Below are 22,137 nucleotides of genomic sequence, written 5' to 3'. Positions count from 1 at the left end.
TGGCATTAGCCAAATGTTTTCATAATTGTGTCTGCGTCTGCGTTCTTCTTCAGGTTCTCAAGAAGTGCTTCATCTTCCAGACTTCCTGCGATATTTGCAAGGATTTCCAGATGTTCGTCGCCTACACCTGCGATACCAATGATCAGGTTAGCCTTTTCATCTCCGAAAGATACTCCATCCGGATACTGCATAACTACGATACCAGATTTCTTAACGGTCTCTTTTGCATCAGATGTACCATGTGGAATTGCTACGCCCATTCCCATGTATGTAGTAACGATCTTCTCACGCTCTACCATTGCATCGATATAATTAGCATCTACATATCCCAGGTCACACAGGAGCTGTCCTGCTGCACGGATTGCTGTTTCTTTATCTACGCTTGCACATCCTGTCTTGATTCCTTCCGGAACAAGGATTCCTGCTTTTGTCTCTTTCTTTTCTTCAGCAGGTGCTTCTGTCTTATCTGCTTCTGCTGTCTTACCTGTTGTCAGTGTTTCCAGTTCTGCATACAATGCATCCAGATGTGGATCTGCAAGGAAGTTCTCCAGAGTGATCAGTCTTGCCTGCGGTGCACTCTTAGCTGCACGATCCTTGAGGATCTCCTGGCATACAACTACGTTAGCGTCTGCCGGTACATTGTCTACAGATGTGTTAGTTACGGTAATGCCAAGATTCAGATCTTTAATTCTGTTTCTGAACTTGGTAGCTCCCATTGCGGATGATCCCATACCTGCATCACATGCAAATACGATTTTCTTGATATCTTTTGCCTGTACATCAGCTCCGGATACTGTTGTAAGTCCCTTCGCTTCTGCTTTCATGCTGTCCTTCTTTGCCTGTGCATCTTCCAGACTCTTGTGATCTGCCATCTTAACGATTGGTGATGCGATCAGGAAAGATACTGCTGTTGCAATTGCTACTCCGAGGAATGTGATAACCATGCCCATTCCCTTTGGAGCCATTGACATGAATGCAATGATGGATCCCGGTGATGCAGGTCCAACCAGTCCGGCACCTGTAATTGTGTAGAATGTAATGGCACAGATATTACCTACGATTGGTGCGATGATCACAACCGGATTCATCAGGATGTATGGGAAGTAAATTTCGTGGATACCACCCAGGAAGTGAATGATGATTGCTCCCGGTGCGGAATCTTTTGTTGCTTTATCTTTGCTGAATGCCCAGTATGCAAGCAGAACTCCAAGTCCCGGTCCCGGATTAGCTTCCAGCATATACATGATTGACTTTCCGGCCTGTTCTGCCTGAAGTGTTGCGATTGGTGTAAAGATACCATGGTTGATCGCATTGTTCAGGAACAGAACCTTTGCAGGTTCAATAAAGATTGCTGCTAACGGAAGTAATCCGTGATTAACCAGTACGTCAACTCCGGCTGTCAGTACAACCAGCACACCAGCCATGAATGGTCCGATCACATAAGAACCGATGATTGCAAGGATCATACCAAGTATACCGATTGAGAAGTTATTGATCAGCATCTCAAATCCTGCAGGCATATGGCCTTCCATTGCTTTGTCGAATTTCTTGATCACCCATCCGCCAACAGGTCCCATTACCATAGCACCCATCAGCATCGGATAATCCGGTGCACCTACGATAACACCAATAACAGCGATGCCGCCGATAACACCACCACGGTCTCCTCCGACCAGCTTACCACCCTGATAAGCTACCAGGATCGGCAGAAGGTAATTTAACATTGGTCCGTTCAGTGCTGCCAGCTTTGCATTCGGCAGCCATCCAGCTTCAATAAAAAGTGCTGTGATAAATCCCCATGCGATGAATGCTCCGATATTCGGCATTACCATTGCGCTCAGGAATTTTCCAAAACGTTGGATTTTGTTTTTCATAGTTACAGTCTCCTTTCATTCCATAAACAGATAACATCTTGTTTCTATGCTTTTATATTAAAATACCTCTGCGTTATTTTCAAACAAATGATATTGCAACTTTGGCGCAAACACTTTGTGACAAACTGCCTTTTTTGCTTTGTCATTATGTCGGTTATAGGTTATACTATATGTAACGAATGAAAGAACAAAACTAAGGAATGAAATGAGGAGGACTTTCGTTATGCTGCTCACCAAGCGTTCCGGGGATATCATCCGGGTACTGATCCGCTTTCCACAGGACAAGCCGATCACAACCGCGATCATCTCCGATGAACTTCATATCAGCAGCCGTTCCATCCAGAGGGAACTCCCCACTGTGGAAAAATGGCTCACCGCTAAGGGTTTCCGTTTTGTCCGTAAGCGCAGTGTAGGCCTGTTTTTAGACGAACCAGACGACCGAAGGAGAGAGCTTCTTACTCTGCTGGATGCCACGGGCACTGATATTCCATCCGCTGACGACAGACACAACCGTCAGCGACAATTACTGCACGCCCTGTTATTTGCCAGAGAACCGGTCAAGTCTCTGACTTTTATGGATCAGTTCGGCATCTCCGAAGGCACACTTACCAGCGACCTGAATCAGATTGAAAAATGGTTTGACAAATATCATCTGCGACTGGTACGCAGGCAGGGGCTTGGCATCTTTCTTACAGGCAGCGAGACTGCCAGACGCCAGGCCGTTACTTCACATTTAAAAGATCAGAAAGCAATTCCGGAAGCTGAGATTTCCGAATCCATTACTGACAGCGTGGCGCAAATCGTCAGCGACGGAGCACGCACATTGCATCTGAATCTGTCTGACAACGGCTATCTTCGGCTCAACATTTATCTGTCCTACAGTGTCTGCCGAATTCGTCAGGGAGAATATATTACCGCAGAGGAAGCCGCTTTTGAAGACCTGACCATGGAACCGGAATTTGCTGTGGCAGAATATCTGATGCAGAAGCTACGACAGACGTTTCGGCTGCCGATCATCGAGAGCGAGACCAGATATCTTGCCATCTTCCTTACCGGAATCCGGATCTGGTCAGCGGAGCAACGAGATCTGACCAGTAAGCGCGACTTTGACGTACACCAGATCACCCTTGCCCTTATCCAAAATGTCAGCGACATTCTGGATATTGATTTTGGCAACGATCCGCAGCTCGCCAGAGAACTTGGCATGCACATCCAGCCGGCCATTGGACGTATCCGCGCCGGCATCCCGATTGAGAATCCGCTGTTAGAAGAGATACAGAACCGCTATGATGAAGTATATCAGGCATGTACCGCCGGATGTATCGCGCTTTCCACAAGCTATGGACTTCCGTCTTTTCCGCCAAGCGAAGTCGGATTCATATCCATTTATTTCTCCATGGCACTGGACAGACGGGCGAAGCTTGCCAGGCGTATCTCGGTTATCATCGTATGCCCGACCGGTATCGGAAGCTCCAGACTGCTTGCCGAGAATCTGCACAAGGCTTATCCTGATCTGGATATCCATGGCACCACATCCGCGTTCCATATCGAACCGGAAGAACTGGCGCAAAACGGTATTGATCTGATTATTTCTACGGTTAGATTAGATACCACTTATCGCTATATCTATGTCAGCCCACTGCTGAACCGTCAGGATCGGATGCTGTTAGACTCCAAGTTCCAGTTGATCCTGTCGCAGAAAAATGATCGCAGACCGCGCGCAGAGAAAAAAGTACCGGAGACCTCTTTTACACGCAAGGATATTCATTTTGTCTCCCGCACAGGCACAGAGATCGAGTATCTGCTGGATCACATACGAATCGGGCGTGCACCGGTGCTTCAGGAACGTCAGGAGATACTTGCATATGCCGCATCACTGTTTTCTGATACTCCGGAAATGGAATCGCATTTTTATGAGATTATGAAAAAACGAGATCAGATTGCCGACACATATATGAAGCCGTTCCATGCTCTGCTCCTGCATGGCAAAAGTCCGGATATCATGCATCCATGTTTTGGCTATGTTCACCTGGAACCACCAATTTATGAGAATGCGCGGATTATTCTTGGCGCAATCGTAACCTTTATTCCGGAAAATGACCCGGATCAGGTATCGGCTCCGATCGTCAGTGAGATCATCGGCGCTCTTATGGAACAACCGGAACTTCTGAAAGCATTAAGGGAAGATGATGACGAACGTTTCACCCTGTTACTGGAAACGTCATTGATGAAATTCTATAGAGAAACGGCTGCTGACCGGCTGAAGCTGTCAGCACAGAATAAATAAATCAAGGATATTGATATCTTCTATCCCTCCAAAAAAGGCGCTGTGAAAGTCTTATGATCAAGCTTTCACAGCGTCTTTAAATTCTTAACAATATAGATTATGCATTGTATCCGTCCGGATTCTGAGACTGCCATCTCCAGGCATCCTCACACATCTCCTTCAGACCACGCTCTGCCTTCCATCCAAGCACCTTCCATGCCTTGGCAGGATCTGCATAGCATGTTGCGATATCGCCTTCTCTTCTCGGCTGGATCTCATATGGAATCTCTTTGCCGCAGGCTTCGCCAAATGCCTTTGCCATCTCAAGTACAGAATATCCTCTTCCTGTTCCCAGATTGATGATGTCCAGTCCCGGTTTGGTAAAGATATAATGAATTGCCTTTACATGACCGATTGCCAGATCCACTACATGGATGTAATCACGCACGCCGGTTCCGTCCGGTGTGTCATAGTCATTGCCAAACACACCAAGTTTCTCACGCTTGCCGACCGCCACCTGTGAAATATAAGGCATCAGATTGTTCGGAATACCCTTCGGATCCTCACCGATGCGTCCGCTCTCGTGTGCGCCTACCGGATTAAAATAGCGAAGCAGGATCACGTTCCATTCCGGATGTGCTTTCTGCAGGTCTGTCATAATCTGTTCCATCATAGACTTGGTCCAGCCATACGGATTGGTACACTGTCCCTTCTGGCAAGACTCTGTGATCGGAATCACTTCCGGATCACCATATACGGTAGCAGACGAACTGAATACGATATTCTTGACTCCTACTTCGTCCATAACCTTCAAAAGTGTCAATGTTCCTGTAATATTATTCTGGTAATATTCCAGCGGCTTCTTTACCGATTCTCCAACCGCCTTCAATGCCGCACAGTGGATAACTGCCTCAATTTCCTCTGCTGCAAACATCGCTTTCAATGCTTCTTCATCCAGGATATCCCCTTCATAAAATGTAATCTTCTTGCCTGTCAGTTCTTCCACTCTCTTCAGTGACTCTCTGGAAGAGTTGCACAGATTATCATATACCACTACGGAATAGCCGTCATTTAACAGTTCCAGAGCCGTATGGCTTCCGATGTAACCTGCGCCTCCTGTAATTAATATACTCATAGGTTTGATCCTCCTTATCTTACTTCCACAAATGCTGCGGATATACTCCGTTATCTTTCATCTTCTGCATTGCTTCTACTACAACCGGCTTATCCTCTTTGTAGGTAATTCCATACCATTTATCATGAGACTTAAGTACCGATACGGTTGCACGGTCTTCCTCTAACAGTCTGCTGACTACCGCCGGAAGGAAATACTCGCACTTCATTGAATTCTCTTTGATGCCCTTGTCAAGGAAAGCCGGGAATCCTGCCTTGATCTCATCCAGAATGCTGCGGGTGAATCCCCACATATTCATAGATACGATCGTATCTGCCGGAAGCTCTGTCCAGGTCTCGCCGTCATCCTCCGTAAATGCGATACCGCCATTTCTCTTCTCGATCTTGGTACGCTCAGTAACCTCTACCAGTTCATGCTGATCGTTAGTCGTACATACACCACGAGATACATGACCATTGTCGGTAACGGTATTACCAAGAATATAGCCTACCATGGTATAGCGGAATTTATCATCATCCTGATGTGTTGTCAGGTAATCATAGATCAGCTGGAATGCCTCTACCCCGTAATAATCATCCGCATTGATGACTGCAAATGGTCCATTCACCTGATCGATGCAGCTAAGTACTGCATGTGCCGTTCCCCATGGCTTCACTCTGCCCTCCGGCACGCTGTATCCGTCCGGAAGATTATCAAGCTTCTGATAAGCATAAGATACTTCCATGTATTCCGACACACGGTCTCCGATTGCTTCACGAAATGCCTGCTCATTTTCCTCTTTAATAATAAAAATTGCTTTCTCGAATCCCGCTCTTTTTGCATCATACAGTGAGAAATCCACAATAATGTGTCCTTCTGCATCCACCGGGTCGATCTGTTTCAGGCCACCGTAACGGCTTCCCATACCCGCTGCCATAATTACCAATACTGGTTTGTCCATAGTTGCTTCCTCCATATCCTTTTATTCTTATATCTATCCATTTAACCGCGCAGCACTTCTGCAAGGATCACCATACCGCGGTCAATTTCCTCTTTGCCGATGGTAAGCGGCGGAAGGAATCTGAGCTTTGTCTTCGCTGTCAGTACCAACAGTCCCTTCTCTGCACATTTCGCTGCTACTTCTCCGGCCGTCATATCCTCCGGAAGTTCTGCGCCAAGCATCAGACCCAGACCTGTCACTGACTTGATCTGAGGCATCGCATTCAGCTTCTCAATCATGTATGCAGACTTTTCATTAACTGCTTTTAAAAATGTCTCATCCATAACATGATCCAGCACATATTTGGCACCTGCACATGCTACCGGATTACCGCCAAATGTAGAACCATGCTGACCAAATCCCAGCACTCCGGATGTCTTCTCATTCATCAGTACTGCGCCCATCGGAAGTCCGCCACCGATACCTTTTGCCATAGTTACTACATCTGGATGTACTCCAAACTGCTCATAGCAGAAAAATGTACCTGTACGGCTCACGCCTGTCTGGATCTCGTCTACTACAAATACCAGATCCTTCTCTTCACAGATGTGTGCGATCTCTTTCACAAACTCAGAATCTACCGGAACTACTCCGCCTTCTCCCTGGATCAGCTCGATCATAATACCACAGACCGTATCATCAACAGCTTTCTTCAATCCTTCGATATCTCCTGCATCTACAAAACGGAATCCCTCTGTAAATGGGAAGAAGAACTGATGAAACACATCCTGTCCTGTCGCTGAAAGTGTAGTGATCGTACGTCCGTGGAAAGAATTATTCAGTGAAATGATCGTATTACACTGGCTTCCATGCTTCTCCATACCGTACTTTCTAGCCACCTTTACAGCACCTTCATTCGCCTCTGCGCCGGAGTTGCCAAAGAATACTTTGGAAAATCCTGTGTACTCGCACAGCTTCTCAGCCACCTCTACATCCGGCTGTGTACTGTACAGATTCGATGTGTGCTGCAGCTTGTGTGCCTGTTCAGACACTGCATCTGCCCACCCCTTATCTGCGTAGCCCAGGCAGTTCACACCGATTCCACTTGTGAAATCAATGTACTCCTTTCCTTCCGGGTCTTTCGCGATCGCTCCGCATCCCTCTGTCAGAGTGACCGGAAAACGCTTGTATGTATTTGCAATATATTTACCGTCTTTGTTCTGAATGTCAATAGAGTTCATGTCATATCTCCTTTCAACCCTGCTATTCCAAGTATAGCACGACCACATATCCCCCGCAATGACACATTTGTCTAAAACTTTGCACAATCGGACTGCCAGTCAGAACTTATGGAATAAAACTACATTGTGTTGTGCTTGCACATAAACAAATGTATGTTTTATTCCATAACAGCTCTGACTAGAGCTGCCCTTCCTTCATGAGTAAAATAATCAGCAGCTTTGCTGCGCCTGGCATCGCAGATGACAGATTTTACGAATGCAGGAAATAGGTTCTGACGCCTTAACAAAAAAAGGAAACCGTCTCCGGTTTCCTCTCATCATCTCAATTAGTCCTGAACGTATGGCATCAGTGCAATGTGTCTTGCTCTCTTAACTGCAACTGTAAGTGCTCTCTGATGCTTTGCACAGTTTCCTGTGATTCTTCTAGGAAGAATTTTACCTCTCTCAGAGATGTACTTTCTCAGTTTTGCTACATCCTTGTAATCGATTTCGTTATTCTCTTTACCACAGAATACACATACTTTTTTTCTTCTGCGTCCGCCGCCTCTTCTCTTGAAGCCGCCTTCTGGACGATTGCTTTTATCGTAAGCCATGATTATTACCTCCTGAAAAATAATTTGCCGAAAATATATTCAGCCTAGTTAAACGGTAATTCTTCATCAATTCCGTCTGGAATGTTCATGAAGCCGTCACCAGCCGGTGCGCTAGGTGCCGGTGCTGGAGCCGCCTGGAAACCGCTGTTCATGTGAGACTCGCTTGCTGCTTTGCTCTCCGCGAATTCCTGATCTTCTACTACAACGTCTGTTGTGTAAACTCTCTGACCATCTTTGTTCGTATAACTTCCGGTCTGAATACGACCTGTAACGATCACCTTAAGACCCTGGCGGAAATACTTCTCTGCGAACTCTGCGCTTCTGCCGAATGCTACGCATCCGATGAAGTCTGCTGTCTGTTCACCGTCATTATTTCTTCTGAATCTTCTGTCAACTGCAAGTGTGTATCTTGCAACTGCCGTTGAATTCTCACCTGCTGAGTAGCGTACCTCTGGATCTCTGGTCAGGCGTCCCATCAAAATTACTTTATTCATTCTTTTACCTCTCTTCTTCTATGCCTCGTCTTTTACGCATAAATATCTGAGTACGTTGTCCATGATGCGAATTCTTTCTTCAACTTCGCCTGGAACTGTAGCGTCAGATTCGAAGTGGATGAAGTAATAATATGCTTCTTTCATCTTCTGAATTTCGTAAGCGAGTCTTCTCTTACCCCATTCATCAACGTCTGTCACATTACCACCGAAACGAGTAACTAAATCTTTTACCTTTTCGATTACCTGTGCTCTTTCGTCATCTTCGATTTTTGCATTGACTACAACAGTTAATTCATACTTATTCATGTAGTGTGCACCTCCTTCTGGTCTTTTGGCCCCTGTTTCTTCCCAGGAGCAAGGATAGCCCTGTAATTGGGCAAAACAATATATCACGAGTTAGAATGATACCATATAACCAGCTATAATGCAAGCACTTTCTTCTTTTTTACCTTACCTTTTTTACTCTGGTTTGCGAAGTCCCTTCGTATTCTTTTCCACCATCTTACGCGGTGTCATAATCTGATGTCCGCATCCGGTGCATTTCAGACGAAAATCTGCGCCCACACGCAGAATCTCCCACTCGAAACTGCCACACGGATGCTTCTTTTTCAGTTTTACAATATCTCCGACTTCATATGTATATCCCATGAATATTCCTCATTTCCATCTTTTCTTCATTACTTTTTTACCACATCTTCAGATTCGATCACACCTCTTACCACCATACGGTTATCATCGCTTGCCGCCGTACAGGTAGACAATGTGACCACGCGCTGATCGGTCGTAACCTCCACACCTGTATGATACGCTCCGGCGCGCTTCGTATCATCCAGAAATGCCTGATATTCTTCATCAGATGCAAACTGCGTCAGGTACGTACTGGATGTATCCTTCACAATCCCTGCCGAATAGATATGGCAGGACAGCTTACGCCCATCCGGTGTATAAATATAAAAATACGGATTCTCTTTCCAGAAAGATTCATCCTCGTATTTCTCCAGATCATGGAACATGGAATGATCCTTCATACGGTGTCCGTAAATGATCGTATTACGGTCACTGAAATCCGCTGCGTTGTCACAATTTACAAAGATCGCGCCTACTGTATTCTCATTCGCTGAAAATGTCCGATTCAGATACAGATCGTTGTCCGTTGTCTGCACCAGCGGATAACTGATCTGCGACGGCTCCGGATAGAAGCGGATCCATCCCACTGTATCTGCATTGATCTTCTTCAATTCATCAAAATCTACCACGAATTCATCTTCATCCTTGTCATCGCCATGTACCGCCACTTCCCGAACCTTGTCGTATTCGGATTTACCCTGATGATATCCACCGAATAGCTTATATAGCTGATAACCTGACACGCAGAACACAGCAATCGCAATGATCAATATCAGTGTACTTATGATGCCGCCCTTTTTCTTTTTCCTGCGTCCGCGGTGATAGTTCTTTCTCTCCCCCATGTCAGTTCTCCCTTTATTTCTGCTATTTTTCAGAATCTCACTTATTCTTCATGATATCTACGATTACTTCTTCTGTCTTTACCATTCCAGGTGACGCGATCCTGCCCATATTACGCATGGTATCTTCCGGCGTCCGCCCGTTAATGCCATGAATCGCATCAATACAGACATTCTGCATTGCCATATCCACTGAACGAAATGCCGCGTCCACAGCCACCATGCCTTTCATCGCGCATCCCTGATTACCGCCGTCACAGATCATACCGGTGAGTCCCGATGCCATATTCTGGATGATCATCGTCTGCTGTGCTTCCGATGCACCACGCAAATATCCCAGTCCACATGCCATCCCGGTGCCCGCTGCGATGCCACATCCACAAAAGGCAGACAGTCTTCCGGAATATTCTTTAATGTACATGGTAATAAGGTAACTGAGTGCCGTTGCCCGAAGAAGAACATCATCATCGATCACTTCATAATTCACCTCATAATAGGCAAATAATGGCATGGTTGCGATAATACCATGTGCTCCGCTTCCGGTAATACTCATAGCAGGGCTGGATAACCCCAGTACCCGCGCCTCGATCGCACCATTACACATCAGCTGTGCTGTCTTGCGGGCATCTTCGGATATGATCTTACCATCATTGGCACGAAGAAGCATCGGACCGATCGTCGTTTTCTTAGAATGGATCCCTTCTTCCAGAAGCTCGATATTCATGGAAAATGCTTCTCTGATGAAGCTGATCTCCTTCGTCGGCACCTGTTTCACGTATTCCAGAATCTGTTGCAAAGTATAACGGTGAATGACCGGTGTCTCTGCTTCCTCTGATTCTTCCTGCTGCTCTGTCTTTTCTCCAAATACGATCTCGCCATTCTTCTCTATCCACTGGATATGCGTGTGTGTTCCCCTGATATGGACACTGCAGGTATCGGTCTCTGTGCACACCGTCGCATCAATGGTAATCTCTGATCCCATATGATCCAGTGCAACATGCACCCTGCCATCCCGAACCATCTTCGCCGCAGCTTCATTATCTGCATCTGTAATACCATCCAATGACTCCAGCCCTTTCGTCGGGTCTGCCGCTACTACACCCAAGGCTGCCGCCTGGAGATTCCCATACGCATCTGAGCCTGGTATACCACAGGTATATGCATTCTTATACATGCCGGAATTCAATGCCACATCCACACGCAGCACTTCTCCCACGATCTCTGCTTTCGCCCGTGCTGTCGCAAATGCGATCGCACCCGGTTCCGTTACTCCCAATGCCGGTTTCATGTCCTCACGGATCAGTCTGGTCAGTTCTTCCATACATACCCCTCCTTACGCTCTCAGTGTTCTTTTAGAATAACACATCTGCTTCATTTTTTATAGATTTTTAAGAGGAAGTTTATTGACTTTCCGCAGATTCGGCGTATCATTTTAAAATAGAAAATTTATATGAGGGCAGACTCTTAAAAGAGTCTCTACGAAAGGACGTGAAATCATGCGTGAAAAGTTTGCACGCTTCATGGCTGGTCGATATGGTATGGATACCATGGGACGTTTTACCATCGGACTGGCACTTTTTTTAGTTGTTATCAACTACATTTTTACCAGCCGGATTATTAATCTACTGGTGTGGATTCTTCTGATTCTGGCATATTACCGGATGTTCTCCCGCAATGTATATAAGAGATCTTCCGAGAATCAGGTGTTTCTGAACAAGACATATAAGATCCGTCACTGGTTCTACACCCAGAAAATCCTGTTTGGTCAGAGAAAGACACACCATATTTACCGTTGTCCATCCTGCAAGCAGAAGATCCGTGTACCAAGGGGCAAGGGCAAGATTGAGATCCGCTGTCCAAAGTGTAACACCACATTTATCAAAAAGAGCTAAGGAGTCATCCCATGTTCGGATACATTGCAATTAATAAAGCGGAAATGAAATTCCGCGATTTTGACATTTATCATGCTTATTACTGTGGACTCTGCAAAGACTTAAAGGAACGTTACGGCCGAAGCGGTCAGATTACATTATCCTATGATATGACATTTCTCATTATCCTGCTTTCCGGCTTATACGAGCCGCCGGCAGAGGATTCGATCCGTAACTGTGTGGCACATCCATTTCAGAAGCATGCCGCACGCACCAATGAGATCACGCAGTACGCCGCAGATATGAATATTGTTCTCTCTTATTATAAATGTCTGGACGACTGGACAGACGAACATAAGAAAAAAGCCTGGATCAATTCCAGGCTTCTTCGTTCCAAGGTGAAGCAGATTGAAAAGACTTACCCGGAAAAAGTTAAGCTCATCCGCGATATGCTCGCCCAAATCTCTTCCTGTGAAAAAGCGAATGAGCAGGATCTGGACAAGATGGCCGGTCTGTTCGGTGAGATCATGGCTGAAATCTTCGTCTGGAAGCAGGATATATGGAAGGACTCCCTTCACCGAATGGGATTTTTCCTGGGCAAATTCATTTATCTGATGGATGCTTATGAGGATATAGATGACGATATTGCAAATGCGTGTTATAATCCTTTTATGCGCTTCAGAGAACGCGAAGATTTTGATGATTACTGCAAGCAGATCCTTACGATGATGATTGCTGAATGTTCTCGTGAGTTTGAGAAGTTACCGATCCTCACTCATGCTGAGATTCTTCGCAACATTCTCTATTCCGGCGTATGGTGCCGATTTGAGGCAATCTGTGAAAAGCGCCAATCAGTTAATAATCAGGAGAACAAATCATGACCGATCCATATCAGATTCTGGGGGTATCCAGAGATGCCAGTGACGACGAGATCAAGAAGGCTTATCGTACGCTGAGCCGCAAGTACCACCCGGATGCGAATATCAATAACCCTAACAAAGACCAGGCAGAAGCCAAATTCAAAGAAGTACAGCAGGCTTACCAGCAGATTATGAAAGAACGTGAATACGGCTCTTCCGGCAGCTATGGAGCAGGCGGTTACGGTACTTCCGGCGGATACGGAAGCTACGGTAGCGGCCAGAGTGGCGATCCATTCGGAGGCTTCTGGGGCGACTTCGGCGGTGGCTACAGACAGCAGGCCGGTCCCGAAGCTACGGATAACGAAGATGTCTTACATCTGCGTGCTGCTGCCAACTTTATAGGCAGCGGTCACTATCAAGAAGCACTGAATGTGCTGAATGATATGAAAGACCGCAGCGCACAGTGGTACTACTACAGCGCTATGGCGAATTCCGGACTTGGTAATAATGTAGCTGCACTGGAACACGCCAAGACTGCTTATCAGATGAACCCGAATAATATGCAGTATCAGGTACTCTTACAGCGTCTGCAGAGTGGCGGCAGCTGGTATCAGACCAGGCAGAATCCTTATCGTCCTTACTCGATGGGCGGCAGCGATTACTGCATGAAGCTTTGCATTGCCAATCTGGTATGCAACCTCTGTTGCGGCGGAAGCGTCTGCTGCGGTGGTCCGGGAACCGGTGGCGGACGATACTTTTAATGAAACAGCTCATCAAGTGAGATCCGGCAGTCTTCCTGATATATGTGTACCGGAACAGATTCCGTATAATCATATACTCTGGACTTGCCTGGATCTTCCAACAGAAATAGCTTTACGGTTCTGTAATAATTGGAACATGACATATCTACAGTTCTTCCGCCTTGTACACCACATAGCCCTCATAGTAATAGCTATGGTCTATACCTTTCATATAAACTTTTCTATCGTTAATCTTTTCTGTCAAAGCCTGTTTTAAGATATATTTTATCTCGATATCTTTGATCGGACTTCTTTCCATCGCCAACAGATAATCTTCTTTATCCACAACACTCCAGTCAATAACTTTGTTCAACTCTCTTTTCATAATTATATCCAGCCATATTCTGGTGCTTCGGCCGTTCCCTTCACGAAACGAATGAGCTATATTCATTTCAACATATTTTTCAATAATTTCATCAAATGTTGACTGCGGCATCTTCTCAATATTATCAATTGCAGCTTGCAAATACATAACAGGAGCAAATCGAAAGTTTCCTTTCGAAATATTTACACATCTCACCTCTCCCGCAAAATCGTATATTTCTCCAAATAGATATTTATGAATGGCCGCAAGCATCTCAAAACTTCCTGCTTTATAGTTATCCAAATATCCATTTTCAAATAGCTCTACTGCTTTTTTCTTGCTTATCTTTTCTTCCATTCTCGCAAGTTCTGTGGAATCTGTAATATTAAGCTTATTTTCTAATGCCATATGCTTTCCTTTCCAAATAGAGATTAATACATTTTATTTTTAACCATTTTACCACAGCCAGTATTATTCATACAATATACTCTATGAACTCATAGCAGAACTTTCCATAGTTGATTTCTGTGCAAGCAAAAGGATCCCGCCACCAGACGGAATCCTCCCTTGTATCTTATATATACTGTTCCGGATCACCATAGTAATCCAAAAGCATAGATTCAAATTTATCATGCACACCGTGCTTTGCCGGTGCCTGTACGATATTCATTCCCGGACTGTGATTGCCCTCGATCAGCTCCAGTCTTCCATCGGAAAGGATTGCCACATCCCAGCCTACCACACGCAGACACGGAAGTGCCTGTGACGCTTCCTTACACAGCGCACAGATTTCCTCCCAGAATGGAATCTGCACACCTCGGAATTGCATACCGGTCATTGGATGTGCGATATAGGTATTGGCACATTCATCGATTCCATCTGTGTTGATAATACCGGTCTTCGGATCGATCTCGCAGAAAATTCCGCCTCCGTGAGCGTTATCCACATGGAGTCCGTTATTGCCCACACGTAATCCACATCCGAATACTTCAAACCGATCCTCGTTACGGAATGTGATCACGCGCAGCGTGTTCAGTGATGATGGATGGAATACTGCCAGTGATTCATGAGACTCCACAAACTCTTCTGCCAGATATCTTCCCTTGATCATCTTCTGATAGAATTCTTCTTTATCTTCTTTCGCGTCAAACTCTGCCTCTGTCAGACGGATAAATCCGATTCCCCAGCTAGAATACTGTGGCTTCAGCGCAACCACATGATACTTGTGCACAAATGCATCGAACTCTTCATAGCTTGCTTCCGGCACATAGAGCCATCCCCTGCTGACAAACTGTGTAAAATTCTTCAAAAAGCTTAATTTGTCTTTCAGATATTTTTCAGATTCGTTATTATATGGACGCATCAGTCTGGTCGCCTCGATATCTGTCAGATATCTTTTCTGTTCTTCCGGACTTAAGCCATAGAAGCCGAAGATCATATACTCTGACTGAGACACTCGTTTTTCCGGATTGTTTCTGCGCACCTTCAGATAATCATGGAATAACTTACGCTTGGTAAATCCTTCCGGCAGTTCCTTTGTCCCTTCTATATAATGCATGAATTTCTTCTTCAGAACCGGATATGCTCTGAGATTCTTCACAAGATAATTATCCAATAATATGTTTTTCTTCTTTTCCATCTTCCTCTGCTGCTCCCTCTAAACACTTTTGTATCTGTGGATATTTTCCAATCCCATCTAACTGTATAATATTGCCGCCAGGCCAGTGACAGTTCCCTTCGATCAGTTCACAACCATCCGGTGTCACTGCAATGTCCCATCCCACGTAGCCAATTCCCGGCATTCTTTCCATTGCTTCATTTACCAATGCCCTGATCTGCTCCCAGTGTGGAATCTGCAGTCCAGGCATATAATAATCGGTTCCCGGATGTCTGTCGTAATCCCGGATCTCTGTATTATTTCTTCCAGGTCCCGATACGCATCCTCTGTCAAGATCCAGCGGATATGCGATACCGCCGGAGTGAAAATTATCCGCCACTGCTCCTGCACCGCCACATTTCAGACAGGCACCGATCAGATGTATCTGACCTTTCTGGTCTCTGGCTGCGTTGATCCGAATGGAATTCACACATCCCGGACGGACGTGTTCCAGTACTTCATGCTGCACGATACATTCTTCGACCAGCATATTATTTTTCCTGCATTCCTCATAGAATGACGGAATATCTTCTATTTCTTTTGTATGGATCTTACGGATCCCATGCCCCATGATTCCCCGGCTCGGCTTGCATATGATGCATTCATGACCCTTCAGAAATGCCTCAAAATCTGCCGGTTCCGTATCCGGCACATATCGATATTCCCGCTTTACCAGTCCTTCAAACTGTCGGTAAAACAGATGCTTCTGTGCCATGATCCTGGCATCTTCCTTTGGCAGCCGCCGGTTCAGCTCCCGGTCTGCCTTGGATGACCTGCCGGAAGTCAGATACTGATAACGCTCTGCATCTTTCAGCTCATAGAAGCGCAGTACCAGATAATTCTCAGGCGATGCGCCGTGCCGATAGCCACAGCCTATGGCATCCAGAAAATACCGCATCGCAAGCCCTCCCCGCTGTCTGCGGAGACTCTCTGCCATCTTCCATGTTTTCTTAACAGCATTCCACTGTGACATGTCCGTTACTCGCCTTTCCGTTCCTTCAATATCTGCTGCACATTCTCTTCTCCCAGACGTTCCAGGGTACGGCCACCGGCACGGAAATCCGTACCCAGTGCTGCCGATGCGATCTCGATCAATGATGTACACACCGGAACCGGAATATCCAGCACATGTCCCAGTGATTCCATCAACACCAGTCCCTGTGGAATGTCTTCCGTAATATATCTGGAATTCACGGATGTTGGTCCCTTTGCACGCTCCGGCATTGCCGCATACGCAAAGAATACTTCCTTCGCATCACTCTCATCGTCCAGACTGTTGCGGTATTTGCACATTTCCACATATGGAACCGGCTCCAGTCCAAGATGTTCTAAGATATTCATTTTCTCCTGATCCAGTGCTTCCAGTATCTTCCACGCTGACGGAGTAAATACTTCATGGTACATACAATAATCACCACCAGTCGCTTCAATCCGCGGAATACTCATGACTGCCCCAACTGTGTGAACAATCATGTTCGGATTGTGAAGCGCCGTCTCGATCACGCTGTCTGCATAGGCAAACGGCGTGCCGAGCTGATCTAATTTGGAAACAGCATAATCTTTCTGGTGCATCGGATAGATACCGATCGGATTCCTTACATTGCGAAATCCCACCTTAAATCTTCCCGGTTCCATGATCCGTCCATCGATGAAGCTGCTCTCTGCCTCTGCGATGATCACGCCTTCCGGAATGCCAATTCCAATGGCATAGGCCGTTGACAGATATCCAGGGTTCACTACCACAATCTGCCCCGCTTCCAGATGCGGGAGTATCTTTGCCAATACATCCTGATGATAGCCTGTCTGCACGCAGACAAAGACCACATCCTGTCCTTTTACTGTTTCTATCTCTCTCGTCACATGGGCAATGTGACTTACTTTTTCTTCCCCAAATTCATCCAGCACCATCCTGCCCTGATTCTCAGACAGATACCGAAAGTTATCATCATGCATGGCATGCGATGTCTTGATCAGCGTCACCTCATGACCTTTACCGGCATAGTCTGCTCCAATCGCACATCCGGTATTGCCCGCTCCTACAATTGCTACTCTCATATCCCTCTCCTACATCATGCTTCCAAAGAGAAGATCTGTCTCCGGAAGTCGTTTATTATCCAATGCTGCAGCCGGCGTGAATGTCATTTCCCCGAATCGGACTCCTTTCTCTGTCAGGTACAGATCCACTCTGACAAATGGAAATCCTTCACTCAGCCGGTCCGCTGTCTGAAAGGCTTCTTCCAGTCCCGCAGGTCTGGGAAGCGCAAAGCCTTCCGGTGCATTTTTCGAATCTCTGTTAATACGCATCAACTTAAAATCCCGGTCAAAGAAATAGAACTTCGGCCAGCCTTCTTCTCTGCCTGCGCATACCATCACACAGTACGCTTTTCCATGAAAGCAGTAGAATTTGTAATCCTCCGGAAGTGATCCGTCTGATCCGCCGATATATTCTTCTACAATGATCTTTTTCTCAATCTTCCGGTACTGAAGCTCTGAAAAATACGCCCAGAATGGTTCCTTGCCCCATTTGCGGAGCTTCTCTACCGTCGCCGGAATATCCAATTCCTTCTTAGACTGACAGATGATGTTATATCCACATCCAAAGTTCCATTTCATGGCAAACTGCTCCGGAAGTTTGTCCCATTCGATCTCTTCCGGTGTGTCATAAACTGCGATCAGCTTGTTCAGGCAATGCTCCAGTCCACAGTTATCAATGTATTCCCGGACGCAGTATTTGTCTGCGCACTGTCTCACCAGTGGATCCCTGCCATAAGTCTCAAGCTTTAGCTTCAGGATCTTTTCATTTAATGTCTTTGGATCCTTCAGATCCGGGAAACGTCCAAATTTTTTCAAAAATAATAACTTCGTATTCAATCTCGGAGACAGATAGGAAAGCGTTATGTAAAAAGCCTTGGACGCTTTGCTTATCTTCTTCTTTTTCATGCCTCTGCCTCACTTTCCAGGATCAGTTCTTCTGCTGCTGTCAGAGAATCAAGCAGACAGTCGATCACGAACTTTGACCGTTTTACGATCGAACGGTATTCCTGCTTGGAGGACACATACTGGTAATGCAGCACTTCAATTGAAGGATCATAACGCACCACACTTTTATCTTTTCTGCACAGCCAGTCCAGAATCTCCATCTCAAAATACATATAGGTCTTCGGATAAAATGGCTCCGGATGCTTTTTCAGATAGCGTTTGGAAAAAATCACGCAGGAACCATGCAGTACACTTCCCTCCGTAGGGATACTGCTGTCGATACACTGTTTTGCTCTTCTTCTGCGCTGTACTCTCTTCCAGATTGCCGGGCTGTTCTTTTCTCCGCTGCTGAGTAACAGCAGGATCGGGTTCTTTGTACGCGCTACCTTTTCCCGTTTCTTTCTTACGGATTCCAGTGAATATCCGTGAAGGCTCTTCGGATTCTGGTGAATACCGGAAAACACTGAGATAATATCCGGTCCCAGCACATCAAACGAATGTCTGCGATAGATTGCTTCCACCTTCGGGCAGAAATCTTTCTGCAAGATCTCCACGTCATTGTTAAGTACCACCACGAAATCCGCCGGCACATTCTCCTGTACCCAGCGCACTCCCATATTATTACCTTTTGCAAAGCCGGAATTTTCCGGATTCAGAATGACTTTAATCTCTGAATCTTCTGCATATTCGTCCAACAGTTCCTGTCCTGTTCCATTCGGCGATGCATTGTCCACGATCACGATCTTCTTGTCGCCTTCCAGTGCCTTGATTCGTTCCACGCATTTTCTGGTCATATCCGCTGCACGATAGTGCAGGATTACAAATGCTATCATTCCGAAACCTTCCTTTCTCTTCCGTTCACACTGCTTCTTATGCTGTCCATGATCCAATATTTCAGATCATATGGATTCTTACTTAATTTCAGGCTCTTTTTAAAATGCTTTGCAGCAAGCGCCGGATCTGTCGGATGTACACGCTTACCCATTCTCCGGTTCATCACTGCCATACTCTTCGGATACTGTTCATACAGATCCTGATGTTTCTTATATAAATGCAGCAGATGCTGATAAGACGCAACTCGCGCCGAAATACTGTCTGCACCCACTTCCGATTCTACCAATGCCTCCGGCATATACCCCAGATCAAATGTATTCGCAGCACGGATACCAAAATCCCAATCCTGATACCGCTTGATATTCTCATCAAAGCGCAGTGTCTCCCAAACCTCCCGCTTCATCAGCATGGTCTGCGTACTGGCTCTGTTCTCCGCGAGGAATTCTTCCACCGCATGTTCCTTATGAAAATCATGCACCGGAAAATGAAACTGATTGCCATTTGTCGCTATCCGGTTCATTCCGCAGAAACACATATCCACCTGTGTCTCTTCCAGAAAGCGCACCTGCTTCTCCAGCTTGTCCGGATGCCAGGTGTCGTCACTGTCCTGAAATGCGATCAGTTCACCATCCGAGCGTACCGCGCCATAATTTCTCGCATAACACGCGCCATGATTCTCTTCATATCTCAGATACTTCACTCTAGGATCGCTGATCTCACGGAATAATTCTTCTGTCCCATCCGTCGAAGCATCATCCACTACCAGCACTTCGATATTCTGATAGGTCTGCGCAAGCACACTGTCCACGCAGGCCGGCAGCTTTTCTTTTCTATTATATGTGGGAATAATTACCGAAATCTTCTTCGCTTCCATTAGATATATCCTTCTGTATCTTTCCGTTTTATTACCTGTTTTTTACCGGATATGGAAATGCTGCCTTCATCTGCCGTTTCTTCTCCTCCACCATCTCCGGTAAGATCTGATACTGTTCTTCTATCTCTGTTAACTCCGGCGCCTTCTCTGTGCGCAGATCTCTTGGCTGCGCTTCCACACCGTACGCCGAATAATAATCTTCAAATTTATAACCGTCTCCTAACAGACGGTCTCCAAATACCAGATACATATTCGGGATTCCCAGACTGTCTGCAACGATCAGTCCATGCAGGCTGCTGGAAATAATGTATCTGCACTCTGCAATCTCCTTCACTACCTGTAAAGGATCATCTTTTACATTAATAAACTTTGCGTTATCATAGGATGCCAGCAGCTTCTCCACCGCCGGGTCCTTCAGATCACACAGATGAGGTACAACGCCCACATCATAACATACCTCCGGCCGTTCTTTCAATAACTCTGACGCCAGAATTCCGGCATCTGCCATCGGAATGTCCATTTTCTTTCCCGTCATGCGCTCTACATTCTTTCTGGTAAGCTCTCCTCTAACGGCGCAGAATTCCATATTCCGCTTAAAAAACTTCCCATCCGCATCCGAATAATTGATAAAACCGGTCCCCCACACATACACATGGGGCTTACGGATCCCGTTGATCCGCTGCTGCAGACGCATCATTGCCGAACCATGCAGCGTATACTGTCCCAGACAGCTTCCGATCCCGCAGATCTCCCCATCCAGAAAAGAATGGCGTTCTGCCTCATATCCAAAGCATTCCTTTACGATCAGCTCATTCAGACAGTCTCCCATATTCCGCAATTTCGAATAATACATCTTAATCTTGTCCGGCATCTGTAATTCCTCTACTATCTTTCTATTCCAATCTCATAACTACTCGTTCATATCTTCCGTCATCTGCAAACGGAATGTCATTGACCGCATCAAACAGCGGCTGATACCCATAACCATCTGTGATCCATCCATATCCCGCATACTGAGCGGTATTAAACCCCGGAATGGTATTGGCCTCGATCAATACCGGTCCATCCTTTGTGATTGCCACATCCCAGCCGATATTAGAGATCTTCTTGCCAAGCGGCACAGCCCGCTTCAGCATTTCCAGTGTTTTATCCCAATGATTTAGCTGCAGCCCCTTGAAAGCCACGCCTGTCATCGGATGCACCGTATATTCTTCCATCTTGTTCTGATCCACAGCATCTGTGAGCACTTTTCCCGTACGGATATCCACTACCGCAGTCAGCGCATCCTGGCAGCCATTGGCGATATCTTTGTGCAGTGCTGAAGTCAGCACCGGCGCAAACAGATGGGTTCCGTATGGAGACGTTACCGAATAAAATCGCACCACACTCACTGCACTTGGATTCAGTTCACTCAGCACATCATCCTGGCAGATGTATTCTTCTATGATTCCGTTGCCGCCATTCCGAATGTGGTCAAGTGCATCTTTTATATCTTCTGCACAGGTTACCGGCAGGACACGGACACCCTTGCCCATCCCCTTGCAGTTTGGCTTATATACAACCTTGCCGGTTCCTTCCGCCAGCTCTTTCAGTCCATCCTCCGTCACATCGGAAGCCTGCACACATTTTCTTCCATAAAATTCATCAAATACTTTGGAAAATATATATTTATTCATCAACATACCGATATAACGTCGGTCTGTAAATTTCTTACGAAATTCCATACGGGACCAGAGTGTAGATACCGTCTTCTTCTGTTCCTGTGTCAGATCATAGAATCCGGTCCATGCATATTCGCCAAAAGAAATGTGATTGTATTTCTTGGCCTGTATAATATCCTTCTCTACTTCAGATGCATTCAGTCCATGCTCTTCGGCATATTCTCTGGCATATAATCTGATATGCTTTCTCGAATTGATAAGTCTTGTAAAACTATTTGTCTGTCCCATATGTATCCTCTTTCTAATTCA

At 45.9% G+C, this 22,137-nt stretch carries 24 protein-coding genes; 4 read left to right on the top strand and 20 right to left on the bottom strand.

The genetic code is table 11. The features are described from left to right. Positions 1 to 5: 5 nt before the first annotated feature. The gene (locus OCV65_RS09900; protein ID WP_262581888.1) at positions 6 to 1,874 is read right to left on the bottom strand and encodes a PTS mannitol transporter subunit IICBA; all 1,869 of its coding nucleotides are present in this window, start codon (positions 1,872 to 1,874) and stop codon (positions 6 to 8) included. Between the two features lie 223 nt (positions 1,875 to 2,097). On the opposite strand from OCV65_RS09900, the gene OCV65_RS09895 reads away from it, so the two are divergent. Beyond that, on the top strand, positions 2,098 to 4,161 hold the full coding sequence (locus OCV65_RS09895; protein ID WP_262581887.1) for a PRD domain-containing protein: 2,064 nt from the start codon (positions 2,098 to 2,100) through the stop codon (positions 4,159 to 4,161). Positions 4,162 to 4,258: 97 nt separating this feature from the next. Here the strand turns inward: OCV65_RS09895 and galE are convergent, their stop codons facing one another. The 9 genes from galE to OCV65_RS09850 form a co-directional block, all read right to left on the bottom strand. Continuing rightward, a complete protein-coding gene (galE, locus tag OCV65_RS09890) occupies positions 4,259 to 5,275 on the bottom strand; it encodes a UDP-glucose 4-epimerase GalE (RefSeq protein ID WP_262581886.1) in 1,017 nt (338 codons plus the stop codon). Between the two features lie 19 nt (positions 5,276 to 5,294). Continuing rightward, complete coding sequence (locus OCV65_RS09885) at positions 5,295 to 6,215, bottom strand: sugar phosphate nucleotidyltransferase (RefSeq protein ID WP_262581885.1); 921 nt, start codon at positions 6,213 to 6,215, stop codon at positions 5,295 to 5,297. Between the two features lie 41 nt (positions 6,216 to 6,256). Next, positions 6,257 to 7,435 carry an aspartate aminotransferase family protein gene (locus OCV65_RS09880; RefSeq protein ID WP_262581884.1) on the bottom strand — a complete coding sequence of 393 codons (1,179 nt, stop codon included), beginning with the start codon at positions 7,433 to 7,435 and terminating at the stop codon, positions 6,257 to 6,259. Between the two features lie 326 nt (positions 7,436 to 7,761). After that, positions 7,762 to 8,028 (bottom strand): 30S ribosomal protein S18, encoded by a 267-nt coding sequence (gene rpsR / locus OCV65_RS09875; protein WP_118383032.1) that lies wholly within the window; start codon positions 8,026 to 8,028, stop codon positions 7,762 to 7,764. Between the two features lie 44 nt (positions 8,029 to 8,072). Beyond that, the gene (locus OCV65_RS09870; protein WP_262581883.1) at positions 8,073 to 8,522 is read right to left on the bottom strand and encodes a single-stranded DNA-binding protein; all 450 of its coding nucleotides are present in this window, start codon (positions 8,520 to 8,522) and stop codon (positions 8,073 to 8,075) included. 18 nt (positions 8,523 to 8,540) lie between these two features. Next, positions 8,541 to 8,828: a 30S ribosomal protein S6 gene (gene rpsF, locus OCV65_RS09865; RefSeq protein WP_118383034.1), complete on the bottom strand. Its 288-nt coding sequence runs from the start codon at positions 8,826 to 8,828 to the stop codon at positions 8,541 to 8,543. Between the two features lie 153 nt (positions 8,829 to 8,981). Next, positions 8,982 to 9,170, bottom strand: coding sequence for a DUF951 domain-containing protein (locus OCV65_RS09860; RefSeq protein ID WP_262581882.1), 189 nt, complete (start codon positions 9,168 to 9,170; stop codon positions 8,982 to 8,984). A gap of 29 nt (positions 9,171 to 9,199) precedes the next feature. Further along, the gene (gene srtB / locus OCV65_RS09855; RefSeq protein WP_262581881.1) at positions 9,200 to 9,991 is read right to left on the bottom strand and encodes a class B sortase; all 792 of its coding nucleotides are present in this window, start codon (positions 9,989 to 9,991) and stop codon (positions 9,200 to 9,202) included. Positions 9,992 to 10,028: 37 nt separating this feature from the next. After that, positions 10,029 to 11,309 (bottom strand): L-cysteine desulfidase family protein, encoded by a 1,281-nt coding sequence (locus tag OCV65_RS09850; protein ID WP_262581880.1) that lies wholly within the window; start codon positions 11,307 to 11,309, stop codon positions 10,029 to 10,031. A gap of 175 nt (positions 11,310 to 11,484) precedes the next feature. Here OCV65_RS09850 and OCV65_RS09845 point away from each other — a divergent pair, with 175 nt between their 5' ends. From OCV65_RS09845 to OCV65_RS09835, 3 genes are read left to right on the top strand one after another with little or no spacing between them, the layout of a single operon-like run. Beyond that, the gene (locus OCV65_RS09845) at positions 11,485 to 11,880 is read left to right on the top strand and encodes a zinc ribbon domain-containing protein (RefSeq protein ID WP_118452502.1); all 396 of its coding nucleotides are present in this window, start codon (positions 11,485 to 11,487) and stop codon (positions 11,878 to 11,880) included. A gap of 11 nt (positions 11,881 to 11,891) precedes the next feature. Continuing rightward, entirely contained in the window at positions 11,892 to 12,740 is an 849-nt protein-coding gene (locus tag OCV65_RS09840) for a DUF5685 family protein (protein WP_118452501.1), read from the top strand. Next, complete coding sequence (locus tag OCV65_RS09835) at positions 12,737 to 13,480, top strand: DnaJ domain-containing protein (protein ID WP_262581879.1); 744 nt, start codon at positions 12,737 to 12,739, stop codon at positions 13,478 to 13,480. The genes OCV65_RS09840 and OCV65_RS09835 overlap by 4 nt, the downstream gene beginning before the upstream one ends. On the opposite strand, the gene OCV65_RS09830 is transcribed toward OCV65_RS09835, so the two are convergent. From OCV65_RS09830 to OCV65_RS09785, 10 genes are all read right to left on the bottom strand, one after another. Continuing rightward, the gene (locus tag OCV65_RS09830) at positions 13,477 to 13,623 is read right to left on the bottom strand and encodes a hypothetical protein (protein WP_158567092.1); all 147 of its coding nucleotides are present in this window, start codon (positions 13,621 to 13,623) and stop codon (positions 13,477 to 13,479) included. The two genes, OCV65_RS09835 and OCV65_RS09830, sit on opposite strands and share 4 nt — an antisense overlap. Positions 13,624 to 13,625: 2 nt before the next feature. Beyond that, positions 13,626 to 14,231, bottom strand: a complete 606-nt coding sequence (fic, locus tag OCV65_RS09825; protein ID WP_262581878.1) for a protein adenylyltransferase Fic — start codon at positions 14,229 to 14,231, stop codon at positions 13,626 to 13,628. A gap of 166 nt (positions 14,232 to 14,397) precedes the next feature. After that, positions 14,398 to 15,462: a sugar-transfer associated ATP-grasp domain-containing protein gene (locus OCV65_RS09820; protein WP_118383041.1), complete on the bottom strand. Its 1,065-nt coding sequence runs from the start codon at positions 15,460 to 15,462 to the stop codon at positions 14,398 to 14,400. After that, positions 15,431 to 16,453 (bottom strand): sugar-transfer associated ATP-grasp domain-containing protein, encoded by a 1,023-nt coding sequence (locus tag OCV65_RS09815; protein ID WP_262581877.1) that lies wholly within the window; start codon positions 16,451 to 16,453, stop codon positions 15,431 to 15,433. The genes OCV65_RS09820 and OCV65_RS09815 overlap by 32 nt, the downstream gene beginning before the upstream one ends. 5 nt (positions 16,454 to 16,458) lie before the next feature. Further along, positions 16,459 to 17,535 (bottom strand): NAD/NADP octopine/nopaline dehydrogenase family protein, encoded by a 1,077-nt coding sequence (locus OCV65_RS09810; RefSeq protein ID WP_262581876.1) that lies wholly within the window; start codon positions 17,533 to 17,535, stop codon positions 16,459 to 16,461. Positions 17,536 to 17,544: 9 nt separating this feature from the next. After that, a complete protein-coding gene (locus OCV65_RS09805) occupies positions 17,545 to 18,420 on the bottom strand; it encodes an ATP-grasp fold amidoligase family protein (RefSeq protein ID WP_262581875.1) in 876 nt (291 codons plus the stop codon). Next, positions 18,417 to 19,292: a glycosyltransferase family 2 protein gene (locus OCV65_RS09800; protein ID WP_262581874.1), complete on the bottom strand. Its 876-nt coding sequence runs from the start codon at positions 19,290 to 19,292 to the stop codon at positions 18,417 to 18,419. The genes OCV65_RS09805 and OCV65_RS09800 overlap by 4 nt, the downstream gene beginning before the upstream one ends. Further along, complete coding sequence (locus OCV65_RS09795) at positions 19,289 to 20,167, bottom strand: glycosyltransferase family 2 protein (protein ID WP_262581873.1); 879 nt, start codon at positions 20,165 to 20,167, stop codon at positions 19,289 to 19,291. Before OCV65_RS09795 ends, OCV65_RS09800 begins: the two co-directional genes overlap by 4 nt. 31 nt (positions 20,168 to 20,198) lie before the next feature. Beyond that, the gene (locus OCV65_RS09790; protein ID WP_118452493.1) at positions 20,199 to 21,038 is read right to left on the bottom strand and encodes a polysaccharide pyruvyl transferase family protein; all 840 of its coding nucleotides are present in this window, start codon (positions 21,036 to 21,038) and stop codon (positions 20,199 to 20,201) included. A gap of 22 nt (positions 21,039 to 21,060) precedes the next feature. Next, complete coding sequence (locus OCV65_RS09785; protein WP_262581872.1) at positions 21,061 to 22,116, bottom strand: sugar-transfer associated ATP-grasp domain-containing protein; 1,056 nt, start codon at positions 22,114 to 22,116, stop codon at positions 21,061 to 21,063. Between the last annotated feature and the right edge of the window lie 21 nt (positions 22,117 to 22,137).

This window comes from Dorea ammoniilytica, assembly GCF_025567415.1.
GTDB lineage: Bacteria > Bacillota > Clostridia > Lachnospirales > Lachnospiraceae > Claveliimonas > Claveliimonas ammoniilytica.
The sequence above is the reverse complement of the archived record's forward strand: the minus strand, read 5'-3'. Positions and strand labels throughout refer to the sequence as shown.